Source organism: Microbulbifer magnicolonia, from assembly GCF_035117725.1.
GTDB lineage: Bacteria > Pseudomonadota > Gammaproteobacteria > Pseudomonadales > Cellvibrionaceae > Microbulbifer > Microbulbifer magnicolonia.
Map to the genome: position 1 here is coordinate 761,906 of NZ_JAYEFD010000001.1, position 22,470 is coordinate 784,375.

At 61.0% G+C, this 22,470-nt stretch carries 17 protein-coding genes; 6 read left to right on the forward strand and 11 right to left on the reverse strand.

Annotation, left to right across the window (positions count from 1 at the left end; translation table 11 throughout):
* The 6 genes from RRF64_RS03400 to ppsA all read right to left on the reverse strand — a co-directional run bounded on the left by RRF64_RS03400 (nucleotide 1) and on the right by ppsA (nucleotide 9,486).
* Nucleotides 1-2,211, reverse strand: coding sequence for an acetyl-CoA hydrolase/transferase C-terminal domain-containing protein (locus RRF64_RS03400; protein WP_323844420.1), 2,211 nt, complete (start codon nucleotides 2,209-2,211; stop codon nucleotides 1-3).
* 24 nt (nucleotides 2,212-2,235) lie between these two features.
* Complete coding sequence (locus RRF64_RS03405; RefSeq protein ID WP_323844421.1) at nucleotides 2,236-4,470, reverse strand: acyl-CoA dehydrogenase; 2,235 nt, start codon at nucleotides 4,468-4,470, stop codon at nucleotides 2,236-2,238.
* A 91-nt stretch (nucleotides 4,471-4,561) separates the two neighbouring features.
* A complete protein-coding gene (locus RRF64_RS03410) occupies nucleotides 4,562-5,404 on the reverse strand; it encodes a DMT family transporter (RefSeq protein ID WP_323844422.1) in 843 nt (280 codons plus the stop codon).
* 69 nt (nucleotides 5,405-5,473) lie between these two features.
* The gene (rraA, locus tag RRF64_RS03415) at nucleotides 5,474-5,950 is read right to left on the reverse strand and encodes a ribonuclease E activity regulator RraA (protein ID WP_323844423.1); all 477 of its coding nucleotides are present in this window, start codon (nucleotides 5,948-5,950) and stop codon (nucleotides 5,474-5,476) included.
* Between the two features lie 161 nt (nucleotides 5,951-6,111).
* Nucleotides 6,112-6,684: a L,D-transpeptidase gene (locus RRF64_RS03420; protein WP_323844424.1), complete on the reverse strand. Its 573-nt coding sequence runs from the start codon at nucleotides 6,682-6,684 to the stop codon at nucleotides 6,112-6,114.
* A gap of 438 nt (nucleotides 6,685-7,122) precedes the next feature.
* Nucleotides 7,123-9,486 (reverse strand): phosphoenolpyruvate synthase, encoded by a 2,364-nt coding sequence (gene ppsA / locus RRF64_RS03425; RefSeq protein ID WP_323844425.1) that lies wholly within the window; start codon nucleotides 9,484-9,486, stop codon nucleotides 7,123-7,125.
* A 437-nt stretch (nucleotides 9,487-9,923) separates the two neighbouring features.
* Here ppsA and ppsR point away from each other — a divergent pair, with 437 nt between their 5' ends.
* The 3 genes from ppsR (at nucleotide 9,924) to RRF64_RS03440 (ending at nucleotide 12,660) form a co-directional block, all read left to right on the forward strand.
* Entirely contained in the window at nucleotides 9,924-10,751 is an 828-nt protein-coding gene (ppsR, locus tag RRF64_RS03430) for a posphoenolpyruvate synthetase regulatory kinase/phosphorylase PpsR (RefSeq protein WP_323844426.1), read from the forward strand.
* An 80-nt stretch (nucleotides 10,752-10,831) separates the two neighbouring features.
* Entirely contained in the window at nucleotides 10,832-12,160 is a 1,329-nt protein-coding gene (pabB, locus tag RRF64_RS03435) for an aminodeoxychorismate synthase component I (protein WP_323844427.1), read from the forward strand.
* 200 nt (nucleotides 12,161-12,360) lie between these two features.
* The gene (locus RRF64_RS03440) at nucleotides 12,361-12,660 is read left to right on the forward strand and encodes a hypothetical protein (RefSeq protein WP_323844428.1); all 300 of its coding nucleotides are present in this window, start codon (nucleotides 12,361-12,363) and stop codon (nucleotides 12,658-12,660) included.
* A 66-nt stretch (nucleotides 12,661-12,726) separates the two neighbouring features.
* Here RRF64_RS03440 and cysB read toward each other — a convergent pair whose 3' ends face one another.
* Nucleotides 12,727-13,698, reverse strand: a complete 972-nt coding sequence (cysB, locus tag RRF64_RS03445) for an HTH-type transcriptional regulator CysB (protein WP_323844429.1) — start codon at nucleotides 13,696-13,698, stop codon at nucleotides 12,727-12,729.
* A 238-nt stretch (nucleotides 13,699-13,936) separates the two neighbouring features.
* Between cysB and RRF64_RS03450 the strand changes: the two genes are divergently transcribed.
* The gene (locus tag RRF64_RS03450; protein ID WP_323844430.1) at nucleotides 13,937-14,365 is read left to right on the forward strand and encodes a VOC family protein; all 429 of its coding nucleotides are present in this window, start codon (nucleotides 13,937-13,939) and stop codon (nucleotides 14,363-14,365) included.
* 59 nt (nucleotides 14,366-14,424) lie between these two features.
* Entirely contained in the window at nucleotides 14,425-15,129 is a 705-nt protein-coding gene (locus RRF64_RS03455; protein WP_323844431.1) for a helix-turn-helix transcriptional regulator, read from the forward strand.
* Between the two features lie 53 nt (nucleotides 15,130-15,182).
* On the opposite strand, the gene RRF64_RS03460 is transcribed toward RRF64_RS03455, so the two are convergent.
* The 4 genes from RRF64_RS03460 to RRF64_RS03475 form a co-directional block, all read right to left on the reverse strand.
* Complete coding sequence (locus RRF64_RS03460; protein ID WP_323844432.1) at nucleotides 15,183-16,085, reverse strand: 5'-nucleotidase; 903 nt, start codon at nucleotides 16,083-16,085, stop codon at nucleotides 15,183-15,185.
* A complete protein-coding gene (locus RRF64_RS03465) occupies nucleotides 16,085-16,765 on the reverse strand; it encodes a TetR/AcrR family transcriptional regulator (protein WP_323844433.1) in 681 nt (226 codons plus the stop codon). Before RRF64_RS03465 ends, RRF64_RS03460 begins: the two co-directional genes overlap by 1 nt.
* A gap of 146 nt (nucleotides 16,766-16,911) precedes the next feature.
* Nucleotides 16,912-19,272 (reverse strand): TonB-dependent receptor, encoded by a 2,361-nt coding sequence (locus tag RRF64_RS03470; RefSeq protein WP_323844434.1) that lies wholly within the window; start codon nucleotides 19,270-19,272, stop codon nucleotides 16,912-16,914.
* A gap of 169 nt (nucleotides 19,273-19,441) precedes the next feature.
* Nucleotides 19,442-20,764, reverse strand: coding sequence for an NAD(P)/FAD-dependent oxidoreductase (locus tag RRF64_RS03475; protein ID WP_323844435.1), 1,323 nt, complete (start codon nucleotides 20,762-20,764; stop codon nucleotides 19,442-19,444).
* A gap of 260 nt (nucleotides 20,765-21,024) precedes the next feature.
* Between RRF64_RS03475 and RRF64_RS03480 the strand changes: the two genes are divergently transcribed.
* Nucleotides 21,025-22,359, forward strand: coding sequence for a glutamine synthetase family protein (locus tag RRF64_RS03480; protein ID WP_323844436.1), 1,335 nt, complete (start codon nucleotides 21,025-21,027; stop codon nucleotides 22,357-22,359).
* The last annotated feature ends 111 nt before the right edge of the window (nucleotides 22,360-22,470 follow it).

The following is a 22,470-nucleotide window of genomic DNA, read 5'->3' on the forward strand; positions in this document are numbered from 1 at the left end:
TCAGTCCCAGCGCAGGGGGCGCTTTCGGTCGACAAATTTATCGAGGGCGCCCGCTACGGCATAGGCCTCGAGCCGGTGCTCATAGGTGTCGGTGCGCTCGAACTCCATCCGCGCCAGGCAGCGGTGCACCCAGGCGAATTGCTCTGAGTGGTCTTTCCAGATGCGGCGTCCGGCGAGCACCAGGGGCAGCATTTTCCACCACTTCTTGCTGCCGACTTTCAGTTGCTTGAGGGCAATCGCCAGCAGCGCCTCCTCGTCGGTGAAGTCGGTACCCAGCGGAAAGTACGGCAGTAACTGCATTGCCGCGGCATCGCCGAAAACCGCTGCGATTCGCTCCGGCGTATTGGCGGTAAACTGCAGCGGTATTGCGTAGTCTTTCTCCACCTTGCCCGCGCCCTTGGCCTTGTCGAGCAGCTCGTCCTGGAAGGCGCTGTCACAGATACAGAGCATCGACACCATCACATCGCGGTCGCTCTTGCCACGCAGGTCGGCGACACCGTATTCGGTGACGACGATATCGCGCAGATGGCGGGGAATTGTGCACTGCGGATACTCCCACACAATATTGCTGCTCCGCTCACCGTTGCTGTGACGCGTGCTCGGCAGTGCGATGATCGAGCGGGCGCCCGCCAGTTCGTGGGCCTGGGCGACGAAGTTGTACTGCCCCCCTACCCCGCTGACCACCTGATTGCCGGCTACAGTGTCGGAAACAACGGCCCCGTTCAGCGTCACCATCATCGCCGAATTGATAAAGCGTGCATCGCGGCGCTGGGCGGCCTTGAGTTCGCGATCCGACTGCAGGTCGTTGATAAAATCAATCGATGTCATGCCGATACCCGCGCGCTCCGGGTCCGGCAGCTCGCGCAACTCCTGGTACATGGATTCGGGCCCGAGATAAAAGCCGCCGTGCAGCCAGATGCCCCCTTGCAGCTGTTCATTGAGGCAACGGCCCAACAGGCGTCGCCGGCCGTGCTCGCTGTGCAGGTCGCATTCTTCCTCTTCGCCCTGCGGGTTCAGTAGCTTGTGGCCGCGCCAACTGTAGCTGGGATCGACAATGCCCAGTGCCTGCAGAAATTCCGTATCCGCGGGCGTCAGCGGGCAGCGGATACGGCCGCTGTTTTTCAGCGCCAGCAGCATCTCTTCATTGACGGTGGAAGTAATCTCGTCGCAGTCCAGCAACCGCTGCAGTACCGCATCCGGGTAGACTTCACGGGTCAGCACACCGGCCCGGCGCAGGTGCAGGAAGCCCGGCGGTACCATTTCGCTGGCCCCGTAGAGCCCCTTCTTGAACGGCTCGAGCATCGGCGGCAGCTTTTCCCGCAACTGCAGCGAATCGTCGCTGGTAAGGTCGCGTACCAGGTCGCGATAGACACGGTTATCTGTCTGACGCAAACGCAGCGCGTGGCAGATGGCATCGCCGAGTGCGCCGATGCCCACCTGCAGCGTGCCGCCATCGGGAACCAGGCTGGCAATATGAAATGCCTGCGCGTAGTCGGTATTGCTGACCGGCAGCGAAGGCGCGGCGAACAGCGGCGCGTCGAAAGTATCCCCTTCGAGCAGGAAATCAAATTCAGACGCGGCCAGTTCGCTGTCGCCGACCATATAGGGCAGCTGTGGATTGACCTCGCCCACCAGCAACAGCGGGTAATCCGCCCGCTCCCCGGCCAGACGGAGCAGTGGCAGCGTGAGGTCCGGGTTGCAGCTGAGACTGAAACACTCCCCATCCGCCCCACCCGGCGACACCATCTGTGCAATGACATTGACGCCGCGATCCAGCAGGTCTCTCGGCACGTGGGTGTAATTCGCACTCACATAGCCCTGTTGTGCGCTGGCGTTGCCGACATAAGTGCCGGGCTGCATAAAAAACTCGCACACCTCGATATTGCCCGGCAGCAATCCCTTGCGCCGCGCTGGTGTATAGCCCAGGTCCTGGTAATGGTTGTAGAGGCGGTCCAGCAGCGGCTGCACGAAACGCCGCCCCAGTTCCCCGCTGCCGACGGGGCGTTCCAGGGTAAGCGCGGTAAAGATGGTCAGGGAAATGGATGGATCGGCGGCGGCGCGGGCATAGAGCGCATTCGCAAAATGGTTGGCCTTGCCAATACCCAGCGGCAAGCCGAGCACGATGCGTTTGCCGATTTTTTCCAGCACCGCATCCACGCATTTTTCGGCGCAATCGAAGCGCCGCGGACTTTCGCCCTGGGACTCATCCATACGCTCTCTTGTCAGTTGCCGATCCTAACCTGCGACGGCGCTCTCCCGGCCGAGGTGATCGAAGTGATCCACCTGAATTGCCAAATCCACAGCGTCGGCGGTATCCCGCAATGACGCCGCCTCTTCCTCATTGATCAACTTTCGTTCCAGGCCCTCGTCGATGGTCGCGCGGCTCAGGGTCCGAATACCGCCTTTTTTCAGCTTGTCCCGCGCCTCTTCCGTGGCACAGACTTTGAGGAATGCCTGCTCCACCAGGTCAACCCCGTCGCCGGGATTGCCCAGAAACACCCCTTTGGTAAGGCGGTCGCGTGTTTCCGACGGCGTCATCAGCAGGTCCGCGCAGACCCGCGCCTGGCGATCCGAGGCAGTGTGGACACTGTGGCCCCAGGGCATGGTCAGGAAGTGCAGCCAAGGGCCGATAAATCGGCGCGGGAAGTTCTGGAAGACTTCCAGCAGACTGACTTCGATCCGGTGCAGGCCGGCGCGCATCGCGAATTCCAGTAATGGCCGGTCTTCTTTCGGGCTGCCGTCGTCCTTGAAGCGCTTCAGGGCGCAGCTCAGCAGGTACAGTTCGCTGAGTACATCGCCGAGACGCGAGGAGATCAGTTCCTTTCTCTTCAGCTCCCCACCCAGCGACATCAGTGATATCTCTGTCACCAGCGTCAGTACGGCCGAGTAGCGATTCAGCTGCCGGTAGTACTTGGCCGCGGCGCCCACGCCGCGCGGGCTGCTGGCAAAGAGCCCCACGGTCCAGCCGTGAAACACGCCGCGCAACAAGGTCTTGAACTGAAACCACATATGTTTCGGCAACAGCTTGTCCAGCGCCTCGATACCGGCATCGGTATCCGGATTTTCCGCCGCCATCATTTCCTCGAGCAGATACGGGTGACAGCGGATGGCGCCCTGGCCGAAGATCATCAGACTGCGTGTGAGGATATTCGCGCCTTCCACGGTAATGGCGACCGGTACGGCGCGGTATACATTGCCGATATAGTTCAGCGGGCCATCCATGATCGCCTTGCCGGCGTGGATGTCCATGGCGTCATTGATCGCCTCGCGCAGGCCGTGCGTCGCGTGCGCCTTCATGATGGCGGATACCACGGCGGGTTTGCGCCCCTCATCCAGCGCGCGGGTGGTTGTCTTGTGGGCGCTGTCGAGTACATAGGCGATCGAGGCGATTTCCGCCAGGCGCCGCTGCACGCCCTCGAATTTTCCGATCGGAATGCTGAACTGTTCGCGAATGCGCGCATAGGCACCGGTCGTGCGGGCCGCCATTTTCGCGCCACCGGTCGACAGCGACGGCAGTGAAATGCCACGGCCGGCGGCCAGTGCGCTCATCAGCATGTGCCAGCCGCGGCCGACGTTTTCCTGGCCCCCGATAATCCAGTCCATGGGGATGAACACATCCTTGCCCCAGTTGGGCCCGTTCTGGAATGCCTGCATGGCCGGCAGGTGGCGCTGGCCGATGGTGACGCCCTCGGTATCTGTGGGAACCAGGGCTACCGTAATGCCCAGTTCCTCTTTTTCGCCGAGAATATGCTCCGGATCGTAGAGCTTGAAGGCGAGCCCGAGCACCGTCGCCACCGGGCCCAGGGTGATATAGCGCTTGTGCCAGTTCACGCGCATGCCGAGGGTCTTTTCGCCTTTGTATTCGCCGTAGCAGACCACGCCGTTGTCCACCATGGCCGCCGCATCCGAGCCGGCCTCGGGGCTTGTCAGGCCGAAACAGGGGATATCGCGGCCGTCGGCCAGGCGGGGGAGGTAATGCTGCTTCTGTTCATCGGTACCGTGGGCCATCAGCAGTTCGCCCGGCCCCAGGGAGTTGGGCACCATCACAGTCACGCCGACGCTGGTACTGCGGGTGGAAATTTTGGTCACGATCTCCGCGTGCGCGGTGGGAGAAAAGCCGAGACCGCCGTATTCCTTGGGAATAATGATGCCGAAGAAGCGCTCCTTCTTGAGGAAATCCCAGATGTCCTTGGGGATCCGGTGCTCCTCGAAGGAGATCTTCCAGTCGTCCACCATGCGGCACAATTCTTCCACCGGACCGTCGAGGAACGCCTGCTCCTCATCGCTCAGGGTCGGCGGCCCCATGCTGAGCAACTGCTCCCAGTCTGGCTTGCCGGACAGCAGCTGGGCATCCCACCAGACCTCACCGGCCTCCATGGCCTCGCGCTCTGTTTCAGAAATTGGCGGCAGGATTTTCTTGATCAGGTTCAGCAGTGGCGCCGTGATCCACTTTTTGCGCAAGTCGCTCATTGTTACCTTCCGTGGGCAAGCAGATACGGCTCGGCAGTTGCCGCGCCGCAAGACGGTGAGGGACATCCGGTCACAATGATAGGCGACGATCTCAAGCGAGTGCCAGTGCGCCGATGCCGGTAAAGATAATCAGCGCCGCAATCCACCGCCGCACCGACAAGCGCTCCTTGAGCACACAGACAGAGATCACCGAAGCAAACAGAATGCTACTCTCGCGGGTGGCGGCGACCGCAGCCACCGGCATCACCGAGGTCGCCCAGAGCGCGACGGCGAATCCCCCCGAGGCGATGACGCCCGATGTCGAACCGCGCAAGATATTGGCGCGCGCAAAGGCGAACCCCTGCACCGGCTGCGTCAGCAGGACGGAGAGCAGAATGCCGGCGCCCGACAGTATTTCCAGCCACGCCACAAAGCTCAGGGGATGACTTACCGTCCGCACTCCCGCGGCGCCCAGGGTCGTATACCCCGCTATCGCGATACCGGTGGCCAGGGACAGCAGTATGCCCGTGCCCGATACACGCCGATCCTTCAGCAGCAGCGCGAGAATGCCGCAGCTGACCAGCAGCACCCCGGTCAACTGCAGCGGGCGCAGCGATTCGTCGAGAAAAAACAGTGCGGCCCCCGTCACCAGAAGCGGCGTGACACCGCGGGCAATGGGATAGGCGGTACTGTAATCGAGTGCGCGGTAGGAGCGGGTCAGGAGAAAAAAATAGGCGTACTGGCAACAGGCACCGCCCAGCAGGAAGCCCAGGGATTCAGCTTCCGGCAAAGGCAGCTGAGAAGCTAACAGTAAGCCCGTCAGCAACCCGACGCTGCGAATCATCGCCAGTTGCAGAAATGCATCGGTACTGTGTTTGACCACCGCATTCCATGCGGCGTGGGCCAGTGCCGACAGCAGGACCAGCCCGTAGACAAGCGCTTCCGGTACAACCAAGTGATAAAACCCAAGATTCTATTCGTTTTGTCACGCTCGGCGCAGGATTCCCAGCAGCTGTACAGGCGGTCAGAGCAACTGCCGCGGGGAAACGATAACGCCGTTATTGTCTGCGTACAGATATTCACCAGGCCGGAAAGTCACTCCGCCGAAAGTCACGGCCAGGTTTTTCTCGCCGATGCCCTTCTTGTCCGTTTTCATCGGGTGAGTTCCCAGTGCCTGTACCCCTAACTCTAGCCCAGAAATCTCATCCACATCGCGAATGCATCCATACATGACGATGCCTTCCCAACCGTTCGCACAGGCTTTCTCCGCCAGCATGTCGCCGAGACAGGCCCGCCGCATTGAGCCGCCGGCGTCAACAACCAGCACCTTGCCACCCCCCTGCTCTGCCACCAGTTCGCGCACCAGGGAGTTATCTTCAAAGCACTTGATGGTCACAATCTGTCCGCCGAAGCGCTCGCGCCCGCCGTAGTTGATCAACATCGGCTCGAGCACCTGTACCAGCTCCGGGTGGGCATCGCAAAGATCTGGAGTGGAAATCACCGTAAATTCCCTCTGAATAATCACTGTCAGTGCGGCGGATAATAGCGAGTCCGGCCGGCGATTGCAGTCGTCCAAAGAAATACCGGGCATCACCCCGGTGGATAACACCCGGTATCGACGCGCCTGTGTCAGCGCCTGAGGTAGGAGCCTGGGTTGAGAACCTAGTAAGTCACCCTGACCGGAGTACCGACGCGCGCATGCTGAAAAAACTTCTGAGCCATATGCGGCGGCATACGCACACAGCCGTGGGAGGCGGGATAGCCCGGCACATGGCCGGAGGCGTGCAGGCCGATACCGCCGTTGAAGCGAATATAGTTATTCATCTTCGCACCGCGATAATAGGTGCCCGGCGGGCGGCGATCCTTGCGCGTGTTGACGTCGGCCTTCACGACGCGGCCGGTTCGGCTATCGACATAGCTGCCGTAGATTGTCGAGCGATGATTGGGATGCTTTGACAGTACGCGGAAATGGCCCGGCCGTGTACTGTATCCGCTTTTACCGGATGAGACCCTGGACACACCGATGAGCCTGCCACCCTTGTAGAAATAGGCACGCTGCTCGCTCAGGTTGATCCTGATTGAAGCGGGACCGGACGAGTTTACCGCGGCGTGATCATCAAACCAGTTGACCCCGCGGGGATCGGCCCAGGCGGCCGGCTGGCCCATTGAGACAGCCAGCACCAGTACCAGGCAGGCGTACAGCGATGAAATTCTGGTTCGTATGTTCGAGTGCATAGCTCACCTCAACTACTCTGTCTGCTTGGCTTGAAGTCCGGCCGAAGAAATAGTCCGCCCGGCACTGCTGACCTCCCGGGAGCTGCGCTCGGTAATTTCACAGCTCGGGAGAAATGCCTTGCGGCGATAAGCGCAACGCGGTTTCCGCTTCCAGCCTCGCCTTAGCACTAATTCGATTCTATTGAGGGAGTTGTGGATACTTAGATTGAATTATTCTCGATGCACCAAGCGTTATTGAAATGGAGCTTGACCATAACGTGTGAGCGAAACGTCGCCCATATAAAAGGCAGGAAAAAATCTGAAAATTAATGGCTGTCGTTGCAACAGAAATCTAAAAACGGAACAGCAAACGCGGCGCGATCGGAGATGAGTTTCGACGCGACTTCACTTGGCGAGAAAAGAAAAAGCGGCCCCGTGGGGGCCGCTTTGACGACAACATTAATCTTGTTCATTGGCCAGGAATAGCCAGGTATCTACTGCCGTGTCCGGATTGAGGGAAACACTGTCTATGCCCTCATCCATCAGCCAGCGGGCGAAATCCTTGTGGTCCGACGGTCCCTGACCGCAGATACCGACATATTTACCCGCATTTTTGCACGCCTTTATCGCGCGGGAAAGGAGAGCCTTGACTGCCGGGTTGCGCTCGTCAAACAGGTCCGCCACCAGCCCGGAATCGCGATCCAGGCCCAGCGTCAGCTGAGTCAGGTCATTGGAACCGATGGAGAAGCCGTCGAAATGCTGCAGGAAATCCTCGGCCAGCAAGGCGTTGGACGGCAGCTCGCACATCATGATCACCTTCAGTCCCGCCTCGCCGCGCCGCAAGCCGTTCTCCGCCAGCAAGCCGACTACCTCTGCGGCCTCTTCCGGCGTGCGCACGAAGGGCACCATGATTTCCACATTGGTAAGCCCCATTTCATCGCGCACTTTCTTCAGCGCGCGACACTCCAGCGCAAAGCACTGGCGGAAATCCGCGGAGCGGTAGCGGGCCGCACCGCGGAAGCCCAGCATCGGGTTCTCTTCACTCGGTTCGTACAGCTGGCCACCGATCAGGTGCGCGTACTCGTTCGATTTGAAGTCCGACAGGCGCACGATAACGCGGTTGGGCGCGAAGGCCGCCGCCAGCGTGGCGATACCTTCGACCAGCTTCTCGACAATAAAGTCTTCCGCAGAGGCGTAACCGCCGATCCGCTCGCGAATGGTTTGCTGCAGGTCATCCGGCAGGGAATCCAGCTCCAGCAGTGCCTTGGGGTGAATGCCGATCATGCGATTGAGAATAAACTCCAGGCGCGCCAGACCAACGCCCTGGTTCGGCAGGTGGCTGAAGGCAAAGGCGCGATCCGGATTGCCGACGTTGAGCATGATCTTGAACGGCAGCTCGGGCATGTCGCTGACTTCGGTCTCCTCGCGCTCGAAATTAAGCTCGCCGGACATCACGAAGCCGGTATCGCCCTCGGCACAGGACACGGTTACCGGGGTGCCGGGGGCGAGCAGCTCGGTGGCATTGCCACAACCGACCACCGCCGGGATGCCCAGTTCGCGCGCGATAATCGCCGCGTGACAGGTGCGGCCGCCGCGGTTGGTGACAATCGCGCTGGCCTTCTTCAGCACCGGTTCCCAGTCCGGGTCCGTCATATCGGTCACCAGCACTTCGCCGTCCTGCATGGACGCCATGTCCTCGACGGACTCCAGCACCCGCACGCGTCCGGCGCCGATGCGCTGACCGATGGCGCGGCCCTCGCACAGCACTTCGCCGCGCTCGCGCAAGTGGTAGCGCTCGATGCTGGTACCCTGGTCGCGGGAGCGCACGGTTTCCGGGCGGGCCTGCACGATAAACAGCTTGCCGGTATCGCCGTCTTTGGCCCACTCGATGTCCATCGGGCGGCCGTAGTGCTCTTCGATCTTGCGCGCCTGCAGCGCCAGACTGGTCAGTTCTTCGTCGCTGAGCGCAAAACGCAGGCGGTCCTCGTCGGGCACCGGCACTGTTTTGACCGAGCGCCCACACTCGCCGCTCTGGTCGTAAACCATCTTGATCGCCTTGCTGCCGCGGTTGCGGCGCAGTATCGCCGGGCGCCCGGCATCGAGCGCCGGCTTGTACAGGTAGAACTCGTCCGGGTTGACCGCGCCCTGGACCACCGTCTCCCCGAGGCCGAAGGCGGCAGTGATAAAAATGACGTCGCGGAAGCCGCTTTCGGTGTCCAGCGTGAACGCCACCCCGGCCGCGCCCGTCTCACTGCGCACCATGTGCTGAATACCGGCCGACAGGGCTACGCCGGCGTGCGCATAGCCGGTGTGTACGCGGTAGGCGATGGCGCGGTCGTTGTACAGGGAGGCGAAGACCTCATGCACTGCCCGCAACACCGCGTCTATACCGCGGATATTGAGGAAGGTCTCCTGCTGGCCGGCAAAAGAGGCGTCCGGCAGGTCCTCCGCGGTGGCCGAGGAGCGCACGGCGACCGCGGTCTCGCCGCCGCCCAGAGCCTCGTAGCCCGCGCGGATCTCCCGCTCCAGCTGCGCGGGGAAAGGCGTGTTCAGGATCCAGCCGCGGATCTCCTCACCAGCGGCGGCGAGCGCAGTGACATCGGATACATCCAGCTCCTGCAGGCGCGCGGCAATACGCTGTTCCAGCGCCTCGTGGGACAGGAAGGCACGGAACGCCTCCGCGGTGGTGGCAAAGCCGCCCGGCACACTGACACCGGCGCCGGCCAGGGATGAGATCATCTCGCCGAGCGATGCGTTCTTACCGCCGACCTTGTCGACATCCCCCATACCCAGTTTTGCGAATTCGATGGTGAAGTTCGTCAAGTGAAGGCCCTCTGAAGCAGGAATTGTGGCGGCCGATTATAAGGATGGGGCTTGTAAAAAATAGCCCGTAAAAATCGCGAAAAATGTTGTAAATTTTCTACAAGATCGGCCGCGACTTAGGGAACCTCTGCATAAGCCCATAGCCTCTCTGCGGGATCTGAAGCGTGCAGATGCAAGGCACAGCTAGCCGCTAATGGCTGGGCCCTTTGCAAGAGCTGCAACACCGCAGATGCACGCTTCAGGCCCCGCCCTGCGGGGCTTTCAGAGCGATTCACACTCCGCGTTGGGGCTTCTTGAAAGGTCTAGACATTCCTGCGAAACCGCGCCTTGATTGTGAACCGCTCTGAAAGCCATAGAGGCTATGGACTTATGCAGAGGTTCCCTGGACTTCAAAACGCTTTACACTCCGCGTCTCAGCGACTCAATATGGAAGAAAAATGGCAAAAGGCAAGCGCACCGCGTTCTTTATTTCCGACGGCACGGGCCTGACGGTGGAGGCTATCGGGCACAGCCTGCTCGCGCAGTTCCGCGATCAGACCGTGGAACAGGTCACCCTGCCCTATATTGATTCCTCCGAAAAGGTCCAGCAGGCGTTACTGCGAATTGAGCGGGTGGCGAGCGAATCGGGCATGCAGCCGATCATGATCACCAGTATCGTCTCCGACCAGATCCGCCAGCAGCTGCACCAGAGTTCGGCACTGATGCTGGACGTATTTGAAAGCTACCTGACACCGCTGGCCAATCTGTTCGGTTGCGACCCCGCGCAGTCGGTCAACGTCTCCCACGGCATCGCCGACGACCGCCGCTACAGCGACCGCATCGAGGCGGTACATTTTGCGATGGACAACGATGACGGCCGCCGCGTGCGGGAGTTCGAGCGCGCCGACGTGATCCTCGTTGGCGTTTCCAGGTCCGGCAAGACACCGACCTGCCTGTATATGGCGCTGCAGTTCGGTCTGCGTGCGGCCAACTATCCCATTACCGAAGAGGACATGGATTCCACCGCGCTGCCAAAGATTTTGCGGCCCTATCGCGACAAGCTGTTCGGCCTGACGATCGATCCGCGCCGATTGATGCAGATCCGGCAGGAGCGCCGGGCCAACAGCCGCTACGCTTCTTTGGAGCAGTGCGAATTCGAAGTGCGCCAGGTGGAACAGATGCTGCGCAGGGCGCAGGTGCCCTACCTGAACGCGACTCAGTTGTCAGTGGAGGAGCTGGCCACGCGGCTGATGTCACAGGCGGGTATCGAGCGGCGCGCCGGCTGAGGGGCGCGAGCTGCTCGCGACCTTTTCTTGCACGCGCAAAATGTGTAGTGTGCGCCGTCTTCTGACAGCCGTATTCCTAAATGCAAATCGTCTCTCTGCCCTATTCCATCAATACTGCCGTGGCCTTCCAGGCCATCGCGGACCTGCCCGCTCCCGTGTGGCTGGACAGCGGCCGGCCGCTTGCCAGCGGCGGTCGCTACGACATCATCAGTGCCGATCCGCTCAACACCCTTACATTGCAGGCGGACAGCGCAGAGCCCTTCGTGCAGCTCGACGACTTGCTGTGTGAGTTGAGCCCTCAGGACAGCGATGCGCAACTGCCCTTTTGTGGCGGCGTTATCGGCTATGCCGGTTATGAACTGGGCATGCAGGGCAACTACCTGCCCTTCGATCGGCGCCCCACCGACCTGCCGGCGGGCTTTTTCGGGCTCTACGGCTGGGCGCTGATCGTCGACCACCAGCTGGGAGCCACGCACCTGGTGTTCCACCCGGCCTGTACCCGCGTCCAGGTGCGCGACCTGATCGCCCGCTTCACCGCGGTGCGCTGGCAGACGGAGGTCCGCCGCGATGACTTCCGGCTGCTGTCCCCTTTTGCACACGAGTTTTCCACTGACGAGTACCGGGCGCGCATTCGCAGGGTGCTGGACTACATCCGTGCCGGCGATATCTATCAGGCCAATTTTACCCAGCGTTTCAGCGCCACTTATGAAGGCGACCTGTTCGCCGCCTACCTGGCGCTGCGCGCGCGTGCGGCCGGCCCCTTCTCGGCCTATCTGGCGCTGCCGCAGGGCAGCCTGCTCAGCATGTCGCCGGAGCGTTTTATCCGCGCCGACGGCTCCAGCCTGCAAACGGAACCGATCAAGGGCACGGCACCTAGAGCGGCCACGCCAGAGGAGGATGCGCGCGCCGCTCTGGCACTGCAGCAGAGTGCCAAGGACCGGGCCGAGAACCTGATGATTGTCGATCTGCTGCGCAATGATTTCGGCAAGCTGTGCCGGCGCGGCAGTGTGCGGGTACCACAGCTGTTCCAGCTCGCCAGCTTTGCCAATGTGCACCATCTGGTCAGCGTAATTACCGGCGAGCTGCCGGAGGAGTACGGCTACACCGACCTGCTGGCGGCCTGCTTCCCGGGCGGCTCCATCACCGGTGCGCCCAAACGCCGCGCGATGGAGATTATCCGCGCGCTGGAGCTGAGCCCCCGCGGCGTCTACTGCGGCAGCATCGGCTACATCAGCAGTTGCGGCCGCGCGGATACCAATATCGCCATCCGCACCTTTACCGCGAGCCAAGGGCGCATCACCTGTGCGGCCGGCGGCGGCATAGTTGCCGATTCAGACCCCGCCGCCGAACACGAGGAGTGCCTGAACAAGGTGCGCTTGCTGCTGGAGACTCTGGAGGAGTGCCCGTAATCGGCGAGTGGCCGGGCGGCCCCGGTGCCGGCGGCCTTCGCATTGCGCTCGTCGCCCTTTCCCACCCAGCCGCAAACCCCCAACTTCCAGTCCTTAAAGTTATAAACCTATCCACTATTGATATTTCAAAGTTATTATGCACTTTGGTAGATTCAGCGCCATTGGGACCGGTCCGCCGGGCATTTATCGATGGAGTCGCTGTGAAAATTACCCTGGTCAAGAAGATACTCGCCGACGGTGCGCCCTGCGCCAAGTGTCGCGACGTGCAGCAGAAGCTGGAGGAACACAACCAGTTGCGCTTTATCGACCGGACGCTGATCGCCGACGTACGCGATGAACAAAGTGCGGGGATGCAGATTGCGCGCAAGTACGGCGTGGACCGCGCACCGTTTTTTCTGGTGGAGCAGGAGGGGCGCGAGCCGGAGATTTACACGGTTTATTTCAAGCTCGTCAAAGAAGTACTGGCCAAGAAGACAGCGGAATTGGCTCAGTCCGAATAAAGGCCCGACAACCTGAAACTGAGAAAAAACGCGGCTAGAAGCCGCGTTTTTTTCTGGAGCAACGCCTCAATAGACAGGCAGTTCGATACTCGAGAAGAGTTCGTCGACCTCTGAGCGCGACGTGGCGTGCGCGGCCCGGTCTATCAACTCGCGGGTCAGGTGGGGGGCAAACTGCTGGATAAAGTCGTACATGAAGCCGCGCAGGAATATCCCCTTGCGGAAACCGATCTTGGTTACACTGGACTCGAACAATTTGCTCGCATCCAACGCCACCAGATCCTCGTCCGCTTCATCTACCGCCATGTCGGCAACGATACCGATACCCAGGCCGAGACGGACGTAGGTCTTGATCACGTCTGCGTCGGCCGCGGTAAATACCACCTTGGGGGACAGGCCCTTCTCCAGGAATGCCTCGTCCAGTTTCGAGCGCCCGGTAAAGCCGAAGACATAGGTGACGATCGGATGCTTGGCTACGTCTTCGAGTTCAAGCTTGCTCAACTGGCACAGAGGGTGATCTCTGGGCACCAGAATACAGCGGTCCCAGCGGTACACGGGCATCATCACCAGGTCGCTGAACAACTCCAGGGCTTCGGTGGCGATGGCAAAGTCCGCAGTGCCGTCCGCCGCCATCTCGGAGATCTGCATCGGCGTGCCCTGGTGCATGTGCAGTGAGACATCCGGGTAGCGGGCGATAAAGGACTTGATGACCGGTGGCAGCGCATAGCGCGCCTGGGTATGGGTGGTGGCAATCGACAGGCTGCCCTTCTTGTCGTTGCTGAATTCCTGCGCAACCTGCTTGATGTTTTCCACCTTGCGCATAATCTCGCCGGCGGTCTTGAGGATGGCTTCGCCGGCCGGCGTCACGCGTGTCAGATGCTTGCCACTGCGCGCAAAGATTTCCACGCCAAGCTCGTCTTCCAGCAGGCGAATCTGCTTGCTGATGCCCGGCTGAGATGTGTAGAGGCTCTGTGCTGTCGCAGAAACATTGAGGTCGTGATGGGCCACTTCCCAGATATAGCGCAACTGCTGCAGCTTCATAGAATCTCCCTAATGCTTCAAATATCCGTCGCCGCGATCACCGCCAACCTGGCAGTCAGACCGGTTATAAAAACTATCTAAGTTTATGCGAGAAAAGAATAGCAGTGAATCCAGTGGGGGGCCAACAGAATAGCGCCATCAGGGCCTTGCCTGCCCCAGCCGCACCAGGCTACTGACACTAACTGACAAAAGCTTTCTTTATGCTGACCTCTGGATTCGACAACATTTGGAATTCAGCATGACTCAAAATAAATCGGTTAACGCCAACCCTTCCCTGATGAGCCATATCTCCATCGGCACCAACCGCTTCCATGAGGCGGTGAGTTTTTACGACAAGATACTCTCGGTGCTGGGTGCGCGCCGCATTCTCGATTTTCCCGAAGCCGTTGCCTACGGAAAGGTGTTCCCGGAGTTCTGGGTACACCCGCCCCACGACGGTGAGGCGGCGAGCGTCGGCAACGGCACGCACTTCGCCTTCCTCGCCGACAGCCCCGAATCAGTCGACCGCTTCTATTCCGCGGCGATTCGCGCCGGCGCCACACCCGAGGGAGAGCCAGGCGCCCGCCCCCAGTACGGCGATGCCTACTACGGCTGTTTCCTGCGCGATCCGGACGGCCACAAGATAGAGGCGATGCACTGGGATGAGCGCAAGGCCCAACCGGCCTGATTCCCTAGGCGATGCGCGATTTGCCGGTTATCGTTCTGCCCCACTGCCGGGGCGACAACATGACCAAATCCGAACGACTCTTACAACTGCTGATCCTGCTGCGCGCGCGACGCACGGCGGTTACCGCCGCGGTGCTGGCCGGGCGTCTGCGGGTGTCAGTGCGGACCCTGTATCGCGATATTCAGTCGCTGATACTGTCCGGCGTGCCGATTGAGGGTGAAGCCGGGGTCGGTTACCGCCTGCGGCGCGATTCCTTTCTGCCGCCACTGATGTTCGACGACCGGGAGATAGAAGCCCTGCTGCTGGGCGTGCGGATGGTACAGGGATGGGCAGACGAGGACATCGGTACGGCGGCAGATTCGGCACTACATAAAATTCGCTCGGTGCTGCCTGAGCGAATGCTAAGGGATCAGGAGCAGCAGAAATCGGTGTTCCTGGTACCGGGACATCAGCGCACGGAGAAATCCCGGTTCGGCGCCCGTATTCGGCAATCGATCAGGGCGCGCGAAACCGTTTGGCTGGACTATTGCGATGAACAGGGCAATTCTTCGCAGCGCAGTATCTATCCTCTCGGCCTGATCTACTGGGGCGCGGCCTGGACGCTTGTCGCCTGGTGCCGACTGCGCGAGGACCACCGGCTGTTCCGGCTGGATCGCATTCGCAATCTGGCGCCGTCCGGCGAAACTTTCCAAATAGAGGAACACCAGACCTTACAGGCCTATATTCGCCGCTATGATCCCACATTCGATGACCGGGCCTTTTGAGGCAAAGCCTGTTCATTCGACCGAGACTCGGGATGCTGCTGACGGCCCTGTCCTCAGCTGATCTCGTTGGCGACGCCGTGGGGCACGTGGCCGGTGGCCACGTGCTGGGCGGCAGAGGCGCAGTGGCTGGGCTGATCGTCGAAAAACACGTCGGCGCCAAAGGCCCGCAGGAACTCCCCCTTCGGCAGGCCGCCGAGAAATACCGACTCGTCGATTCGCACATTCCAGGCGCGCAGCGTGCGAATAACACGCTCGTGGGCCGGCGCGGAGCGCGCCGTCACCAGTGCCGTGCGAATCGGGCAGCTATCCGCGCCGAATTCTGCCTGCAACCGCTGCAGGGCCTCGAGAAAACCTTTGAACGGCCCGCCGCCAAGGGGTTTCTGTGCCGAGGCGCGCTCCGCGGCGGTGAAGGCGGCGAGGCCGTCGCGTTTGAAGATCTGCTCCGCCTCGTCGGAGAAAATCACCGCGTCGCCGTCAAAGGCAAAGCGCAGGATATCGTCGCGGCGCTCACGGGCGCCGCCGGCGATCAGCGTCGCCGCGGCCACGCCCTGCTCCAGCGCCCGGCGCACGTCGAGACCGTCGGTGGACAGGAACAGGTGACAACCAAACGGCGCTATATAGCGATACGGGCTCTCGCCATTACAAAAGGCCGCGCGGGTGATATTCAGGCCGTAGTGCTCGATGGAATTAAACACGCGCAGCCCGGTATCGGCGCTGTTGCGGGACAGCAGAATAACTTCCACCCGCGGCTCGCCCTCGAGGCAGTCGTTGATCTGCAGGAATTTCTCCACCAGGGGGAAGGCATCGCCCTTTTCCAGGACATCATTTTCGCGCTCTACCTGGTAGGTGGAGAAGGCCTCCAGCCCCTGCTCCTCGAAGATGCGGTGACTGTCCCCCAGGTTGAAGAGCGCCCGCGAGGAAATCGCGATCACCAATTTCTCTGCACGCGGTGTCATCAGGGCGCCTCCACATCATCGAGGCCGGCGGGGCGCGGCTCATGCCGGCGGCTGTCCAGCATGGTAAACAGCATCTGCTGCAGATCCTCCTGTGTGCGCCGCGAGCGCACACCGCGCTGGTTGACTATGACCAGCAAGAGCGCATGGCAGGTTTCCAGCGTGGCCCTGGCCAGGCGGTTCATCTCGTGCGGAGGGCAAACAAACCCCTGGCGCTGGTACATGGCGGTCAGATGGCTGATCACCAGCTCATCATGGCGCTCGTCCAGCTCGTGAAGTTCCGGGATCCCCCACATCGCCTGCACCAGAGGCAGCAGGCCGCGCTGTTCGCGGTAAACGGTCAGTAAACGTTGCAGCAGCTCGGCGATAAACTGCTGCAATTCTATGGATTCCAGATCCTGCTGCGCCAACTCGTCCAGTGCGGCAGTCATGCTGGCCAACCACTGTTCGCCCATTGCGTAGAGAATCGCGTGCTTATTGGGGAAATAGTGGTACAGAGACCCCACGGACACGCCCAGCTCCTTGGCGATCAGAATGGTGGTCAGATCATTGAGACCCACCTCTTCCAGCAGACGCCCCGTCGTATCGAGAATCTGCCGCGCTCGCTCACGCGCGCGGGCCTGCACCGGTTCGCGGCGCGGGGTCAGCTGGCTCTTGCGCTTTCTCTGCTCGGTATTGGACAAGGTCAGTTTCCCTGAGTAGAACTGCCGCCAGTTTACCACCAATTTGCCCCCGCATTTCGACTGCCCGGGACGGCAATCTGCGGCAACAAAAAACCGGCGCGAAGCGCCGGTTTTGTTCGCTACCCAACCGAAAGCGATGATGCCGATCAGAAGCGGTAGTTCAGGTCCACACCCAGCACCCGACCGCGGGAAGGATCAGTCTTGGTGGCCGGCAGGTTGTACAGCGCTTCGGCGTAACCCCAGTGGTAGTACTCTTCGCTGGTCAGGTTTTCCGCATAGATGCCCGCGGTCCAGCTGTCCGCCGGAGAGGTCAAGGCGACACGGAAGTTGAAGACATTGCGGCTGTCCAGTCTTACCGCCTCGGTATTTTCGAGATCTGACCACTGCTCGCCGGTGAAAGTGTACTCACCGGAAACGGAGAGCTCACCGAGACCGGTCGTGCGGCTGTAGGTCAGCACGGTGGCGGAAGAGAAATTCGGCGAGAAGGCCATCTCGTTCCCGTCACAGTCTTCACACAGCTCGGCAGGTGCACCGGTGAACTCGGTGTCGAGCCAGGCCAGGCCCATATACAGGTCCAGGTTGTCGGTGATCAGCCAGCGGGCATCCACTTCCAGGCCCCGACCTTCAGACTCGCCGACGTTGCGGGTGATGGCCGCCGCGCCCACGAAGAAGGCCTGCTGCAGGTTGTCGTAGGTGTATTGGAATGCCGCGGCGTTCAGGGCCAGGCGGTTGTCCAGCAGGCGCGCCTTCACACCCAATTCGTAGGAGAGCACGTTCTCTTCGTCAAACTTGCTCGGCTCGGCGTTGGAGGCATCGACTTCATAGCCCTGCTCGTCCAGCCAGGCATACTGGCTGTCCTCGTCCGTGCCATAGGCCGGATCGGTGATGTGGTAGGACAGGTAGTCGAAACCGCCGGATTTGTAGCCGGTGGCAACGCTGGCGTAGGTGGTCAGCTCGTCGCTGATCACGTGGGTCAGGGTCGCGCGGCCGGACACATTGCTCCAGGTGTTGTCGCCGGTGATCGGTCCGCTGGTATACATGGACTGGTAATTCCAGCCCCCGGTCCAGGTATCCGGCCACGGGGAGTCGACGCTGTAGGTCTTCTCGTCTTCGGTGTAACGCACGCCCAGACCCAGCGTCGTGGCCTCGGTCAGGTCGTAAGTCGTGTTGGCAAATACGCCCCAGCCGGAATACTCGCCGACAGTGTCGGCCGCTTCGATGGATAGCCCGCCCGGAGCATACTCCCAGGGCTCGCCCTCGAACCCGAAGGCCTCGTCCAGCACGTCCTGCGGCAGCATGTCACAGGTCACGAAGCTGTCGAGACCCTCTTCCCATTCGTCCGCGTAGATGCCGTCACAGATATAGTCTTCCCGGTCGATGCCGGCAAAGAAGGTCTTGATGTCTTCCTGGTAGTAGGAGGCACCCAGCACGTAGTTGAACGGGCCGCTGTTGTTGGAGGTCAGGCGGAACTCCTGGCTGAAGAAATCGCCGGACTGATCGCGCACAAAGGTATCGACGGGCTCGGCGGTGCCATCGAAATCCTCGATGTAGGTGTAGTTGTGGGTCTTGTAACCGGTGATGGACGACAGGGTATTACCGCCGGCCAGTTCGTGCTCGACGGTCAGGATGACGTCGCCGATTTCGGCTTCGTCGGTACCCTGTACGTCGTTGTAGACCTGGTCGTAATCCCCTTCCGGAATCGGGTAGTTATAGCCGGCACCGGAATCGAAGGCGCGGTAGATGGTGCCGTCGCTGACGCGGTCTTCGTACTGCGCCATCAGGGTGACGGTGGTGTTCTGCAGGCCGTCGTAGACCGCGGTGAAGCGCATCGCATCGGTTTCGCTGGCGCCCAGGTCGCGGCCGCCGGCCAGGTTCTCCACGTGGCCGTCTTCCTGCTGGTGCATACCGGCAATGCGCACGGCCAGGTTCTCGCCCAGTGGCATGTCCATGCTGCCCTCAAACTCCTGGCGACCGTACTGGCCGGCCCCGACGGAGATCTCACCGGCGAAGCTCTCGCCCGGTTTGCGGGACACCATGGAGATGGCGCCGGACGCAGTGTTGCGGCCGAACAGGGTCCCCTGCGGGCCCTTCACCACCTCGACCCGCTCGAGGTCGTACATGCTCGGCGTGGCGCCGGCGCGGCTCTGGTAGACGCCATCGAGGAAGACGCCGAGGGCCGGATCGCTGCCGCTGCCGAAGCTGTTGTTGTTGACGCCGCGCACGGAAACCGAGTCGAAGAAGGAATCATTGGTCTCCCCGGATACCCCCGGGGTCAGCGCGAACAGATCCTTGAAATCGCTCAGGTTGCTGTTCTTGACGGTGTCACCGGTAAAGGCGCTCACCGCCATGGGTACATCCTTCAGTGACTCGGCGCGCATCTGCGCGGTAACGGTCACCTCTTCGATCTCCGCGGCCGAGGCCCCGGTGGTCACGGCAATAACTGCCGCGCCTATGGCCGTGGCCAGAGCGTGCTTGTGGCTGTGTAAAGGTCTAGTTGATACAGGCATGGTCGCCCCCGTCATTTTTTTTATTCAGGGTTGCTCATCCAAAACCGCCGATGGCGCTAACCCAGCGAGTGAACTTGAAGGTCTGTTATCCCACAAACCGAATGTTTATTCAAATTTGAGATTTTGCTCCTAGCGAAGTTGCCACAGCCCCCCTATTGCAGGACAGCCATCAGCTGCCCAGCTTGTCCTTGAGGCTGTAATAGAGCATCCCGGCCACCAGCCCCGGCCAGCGCAGCAGGGTACCGCCCGGGAAGGTCGGCGTTGGAATTTGCGCCAGTATATCAAAGCGCTCCTCCGTCCCGGCAATGACTTCCGCAATCAACTTGCCTGCCAAGGTGGCGGTGGGCACGCCGTGGCCCGAGTAGCCCTGGCTGTAGTAAACATTGGGCTCCAGCCGGCCCAGGTGCGGCATGCGGTTAAGGGTGATGGCCAGGGTGCCACCCCAGCCGAAATCGATGCGCGTATCGGCGAGCTGCGGATAGACACGCAACATGTAATTGCGCACGAAGCTGCGGATATCGTGCGGGAAGCGCGAGCTATAGTTTTCACCGCCACCAAAAATCAAGCGGTTGTCCCCGGACAGCTTCCAGTAATCGATGACAAACAGGGTATCTTGCAGCGCGTAATCGTTGGCGATCAGCTCCCCGGCCAGTGAGTCGGGCAGCGGCTCTGTGGCGAGCACGAAGTTGTTGATCGGCATGATCTTCCCCGCCATGCGGGGCTCGAGGTTACCCAGATAGCCATTGCAGGCGAGCACCACATTCTTGGCCTGAACCTGCCCCTTTGCTGTCTCGACGACACAGTTCGCACCGCCCCGATACCTGGTCACACGGCTGTGCTCGTAAAACTCGACCCCGGCCGCAGCGGCCGCATCCGCGAGCCCGAGCGCATAGTTGAGCGGGTGCAGGTGCAGAGAGCCGCTGTCTATCTGGGCACCGAAATACCGTTCGGAACCCACCAGCGACCGCACCTCATCTTCATCCGCATAGCGCATCTGCTCGTACGCATAGCGCTCGCGCAGCAGGTCTGTCTCCTCCTGGAGATGCTGGTTGTGGCTGCGCTTAGCGGCCAGATGCATAATCCCGCGTTTCAGGTCGCACTGAATGCTGTGCCTGTGGATCAGATCCTCGACCAACCGCACGGCCTCGACACTCAGATCCCACAGCTGCCTGGCGGTATCCAGCCCCAGCATCTTTTCCAGATCCTCCTGGCCGCGGCGCTGCCCTACGCCGACGTGTCCGCCGTTGCGGCCCGAGGCTCCCCAGGCGATACGCTCGGCTTCGAGCACGACCACTTTGTAACCGCGCTCCGCCAGGTGCAGTGCCGAGGAAAGGCCCGTATAGCCGCCCCCGATCACACATACGTCCGCCTGCACTGTACCCTCGAGTGACGGCCAAGTGCGGGCCGGGTTGGCGCTCGCGGCGTAATAGGAATCGGTGTGGCCGACGAGTTTACTCACGGTACCGGTGTTCACTGTGCCAGTGGCAGTCATAGATGCGTCTCCAAGCAGGGCCCTCGGGCCTACATTGCGGCAAAACCGAACAATCATTCAATTTATATTGAATAATAATTCGGTTTCTTGCCATAATCAAAGCCCGCGATCGGTTTTTCCCTGCCGATCGCCTCCCCGGCACTTCTCCCGCGGCGGCGACCCCACTCAGCGAGTGGCAGTACTCGTGGCCGCGGACTGCGGGACCGGGCGTATACTAATGCAACCCAAAACGGGGAAGATCATTTCGATCAAGGTGCAAAATGGACAAGATTACACGGTGGCTTGCAGAACACGATATATCTGAAGTCGAGTGTCTGGTGCCCGATATGTCCGGCAATGCGCGGGGCAAATTTACCCCCACGGACAAATTCCTGACCGAAGACAGCCGCCTGCCGGAAAGCATTCTGGTGCAGACGGTGACCGGCGACTACGTCGATGAACACAATGAACTGGTGGACCCGGCAGATACCGATATGCTGCTGGAACCGGATCCGGATTCTGTGCGACTGAACCCCTGGGCCAACGAGCCCACGGCGCAGATCATTCACGATTGCTATACCCGCGAGGGCAAACCTCACCCGATCAGCACACGCAACATCCTCAAGTTCGTACTGGAAAAGTACGAGGCCAGGGGCTGGAAACCGATTGTTGCGCCGGAGGTGGAGTTTTACCTGGTGAAGCGCAACCTGGACCCGGACGAGAAGCTGTCTGCACCGGTGGGCCGCTCCGGACGCACGGAAAAAACCCGTCAGTCCTACAGTATCGATGCGGCCAACGAATACGAGCCGATCATCGAGGACATGTACGATTTCTCCGAGGCACAGGGCCTGGATGTGGATACGCTGATTCACGAGTCCGGCACCGCGCAGATGGAAATCAACTTCCTCCACGGCGACCCGCTCAAGCTTGCGGACCAGGTGTTCACCTTCAAGCGCACCGTGCGGGAGACCGCGCTGCGCCACGGCATCTACGCCACCTTCATGGCCAAGCCCATGGAAGATGAGCCCGGCAGTGCACTGCACATCCACCAGAGCATCGTGGATGCCGAAACCGGCAAGAACATTTTTGTCGACGACGACGGCAGGGAAAACGATACCTTCCTGCACTTTATCGGCGGTATGCAGAAATACACCCCGGGCTTTATCAGCTTCTTCGCCCCGAACGTGAACTCCTACCGCCGGTTCACACCGGAAATGGCGGCACCCACGAGCCTGCACTGGGGTTATGACAATCGCACCACCGGCCTGCGCGTTCCGGACAGCTCGCCCCAGGGGAAGCGTCTGGAGAACCGCTTCCCGGGTGCGGACTGCAACCCCTACCTGGCGATCGCGGCCTCGCTCGCCTGCGGCTACCTGGGCATGATCAACCGGGTGAAACCCAGCGCGCCCTATAAAGGCGACTGCTCCTCCGAGCCGATCACCCTGCCGCGCACCCAGGAGCACGCCCTCAGCATGCTGCTGGATTGCGACGAAGCGGCGGAAATGTTCGGCGAGAAATTCGTGCGCGCCTGGAGCGCAATCAAGCGCGACGAGTACGAGGAGTTCAACCGGGTGATCAGTTCCTGGGAGCGGGAATACCTGCTGCTGAATGTTTAAAGGCTCAAACGGTAATGCCGACAAAAAAGCCCCGAATTCGGGGCTTTTTTGTGCATGGAAACTTTAGCGCCCCGGAAGGGCATGGGACTGTCGTCATGCAGGCAGTGAGGT

Bases quoted from the DNA above. Each gene is read 5' to 3' on its own strand.
- RRF64_RS03400 (WP_323844420.1), bottom strand. From the start codon at position 2,211: ATGGATGAGTCCCAGGGCGAAAGTCCGCGGCGCTTCGATTGCGCCGAA.
- pabB (WP_323844427.1), top strand. From the start codon at position 10,832: ATGCAAATCGTCTCTCTGCCCTATTCCATCAATACTGCCGTGGCCTTC.
- RRF64_RS03475 (WP_323844435.1), bottom strand. From the start codon at position 20,764: ATGACTGCCACTGGCACAGTGAACACCGGTACCGTGAGTAAACTCGTC.
- ppsR (WP_323844426.1), top strand. From the start codon at position 9,924: ATGGCAAAAGGCAAGCGCACCGCGTTCTTTATTTCCGACGGCACGGGC.
- RRF64_RS03420 (WP_323844424.1), bottom strand. From the start codon at position 6,684: ATGCACTCGAACATACGAACCAGAATTTCATCGCTGTACGCCTGCCTG.
- RRF64_RS03460 (WP_323844432.1), bottom strand. From the start codon at position 16,085: ATGACACCGCGTGCAGAGAAATTGGTGATCGCGATTTCCTCGCGGGCG.
- RRF64_RS03470 (WP_323844434.1), bottom strand. From the start codon at position 19,272: ATGCCTGTATCAACTAGACCTTTACACAGCCACAAGCACGCTCTGGCC.
- RRF64_RS03405 (WP_323844421.1), bottom strand. From the start codon at position 4,470: ATGAGCGACTTGCGCAAAAAGTGGATCACGGCGCCACTGCTGAACCTG.
- RRF64_RS03450 (WP_323844430.1), top strand. From the start codon at position 13,937: ATGACTCAAAATAAATCGGTTAACGCCAACCCTTCCCTGATGAGCCAT.
- RRF64_RS03455 (WP_323844431.1), top strand. From the start codon at position 14,425: ATGACCAAATCCGAACGACTCTTACAACTGCTGATCCTGCTGCGCGCG.
- RRF64_RS03480 (WP_323844436.1), top strand. From the start codon at position 21,025: ATGGACAAGATTACACGGTGGCTTGCAGAACACGATATATCTGAAGTC.
- cysB (WP_323844429.1), bottom strand. From the start codon at position 13,698: ATGAAGCTGCAGCAGTTGCGCTATATCTGGGAAGTGGCCCATCACGAC.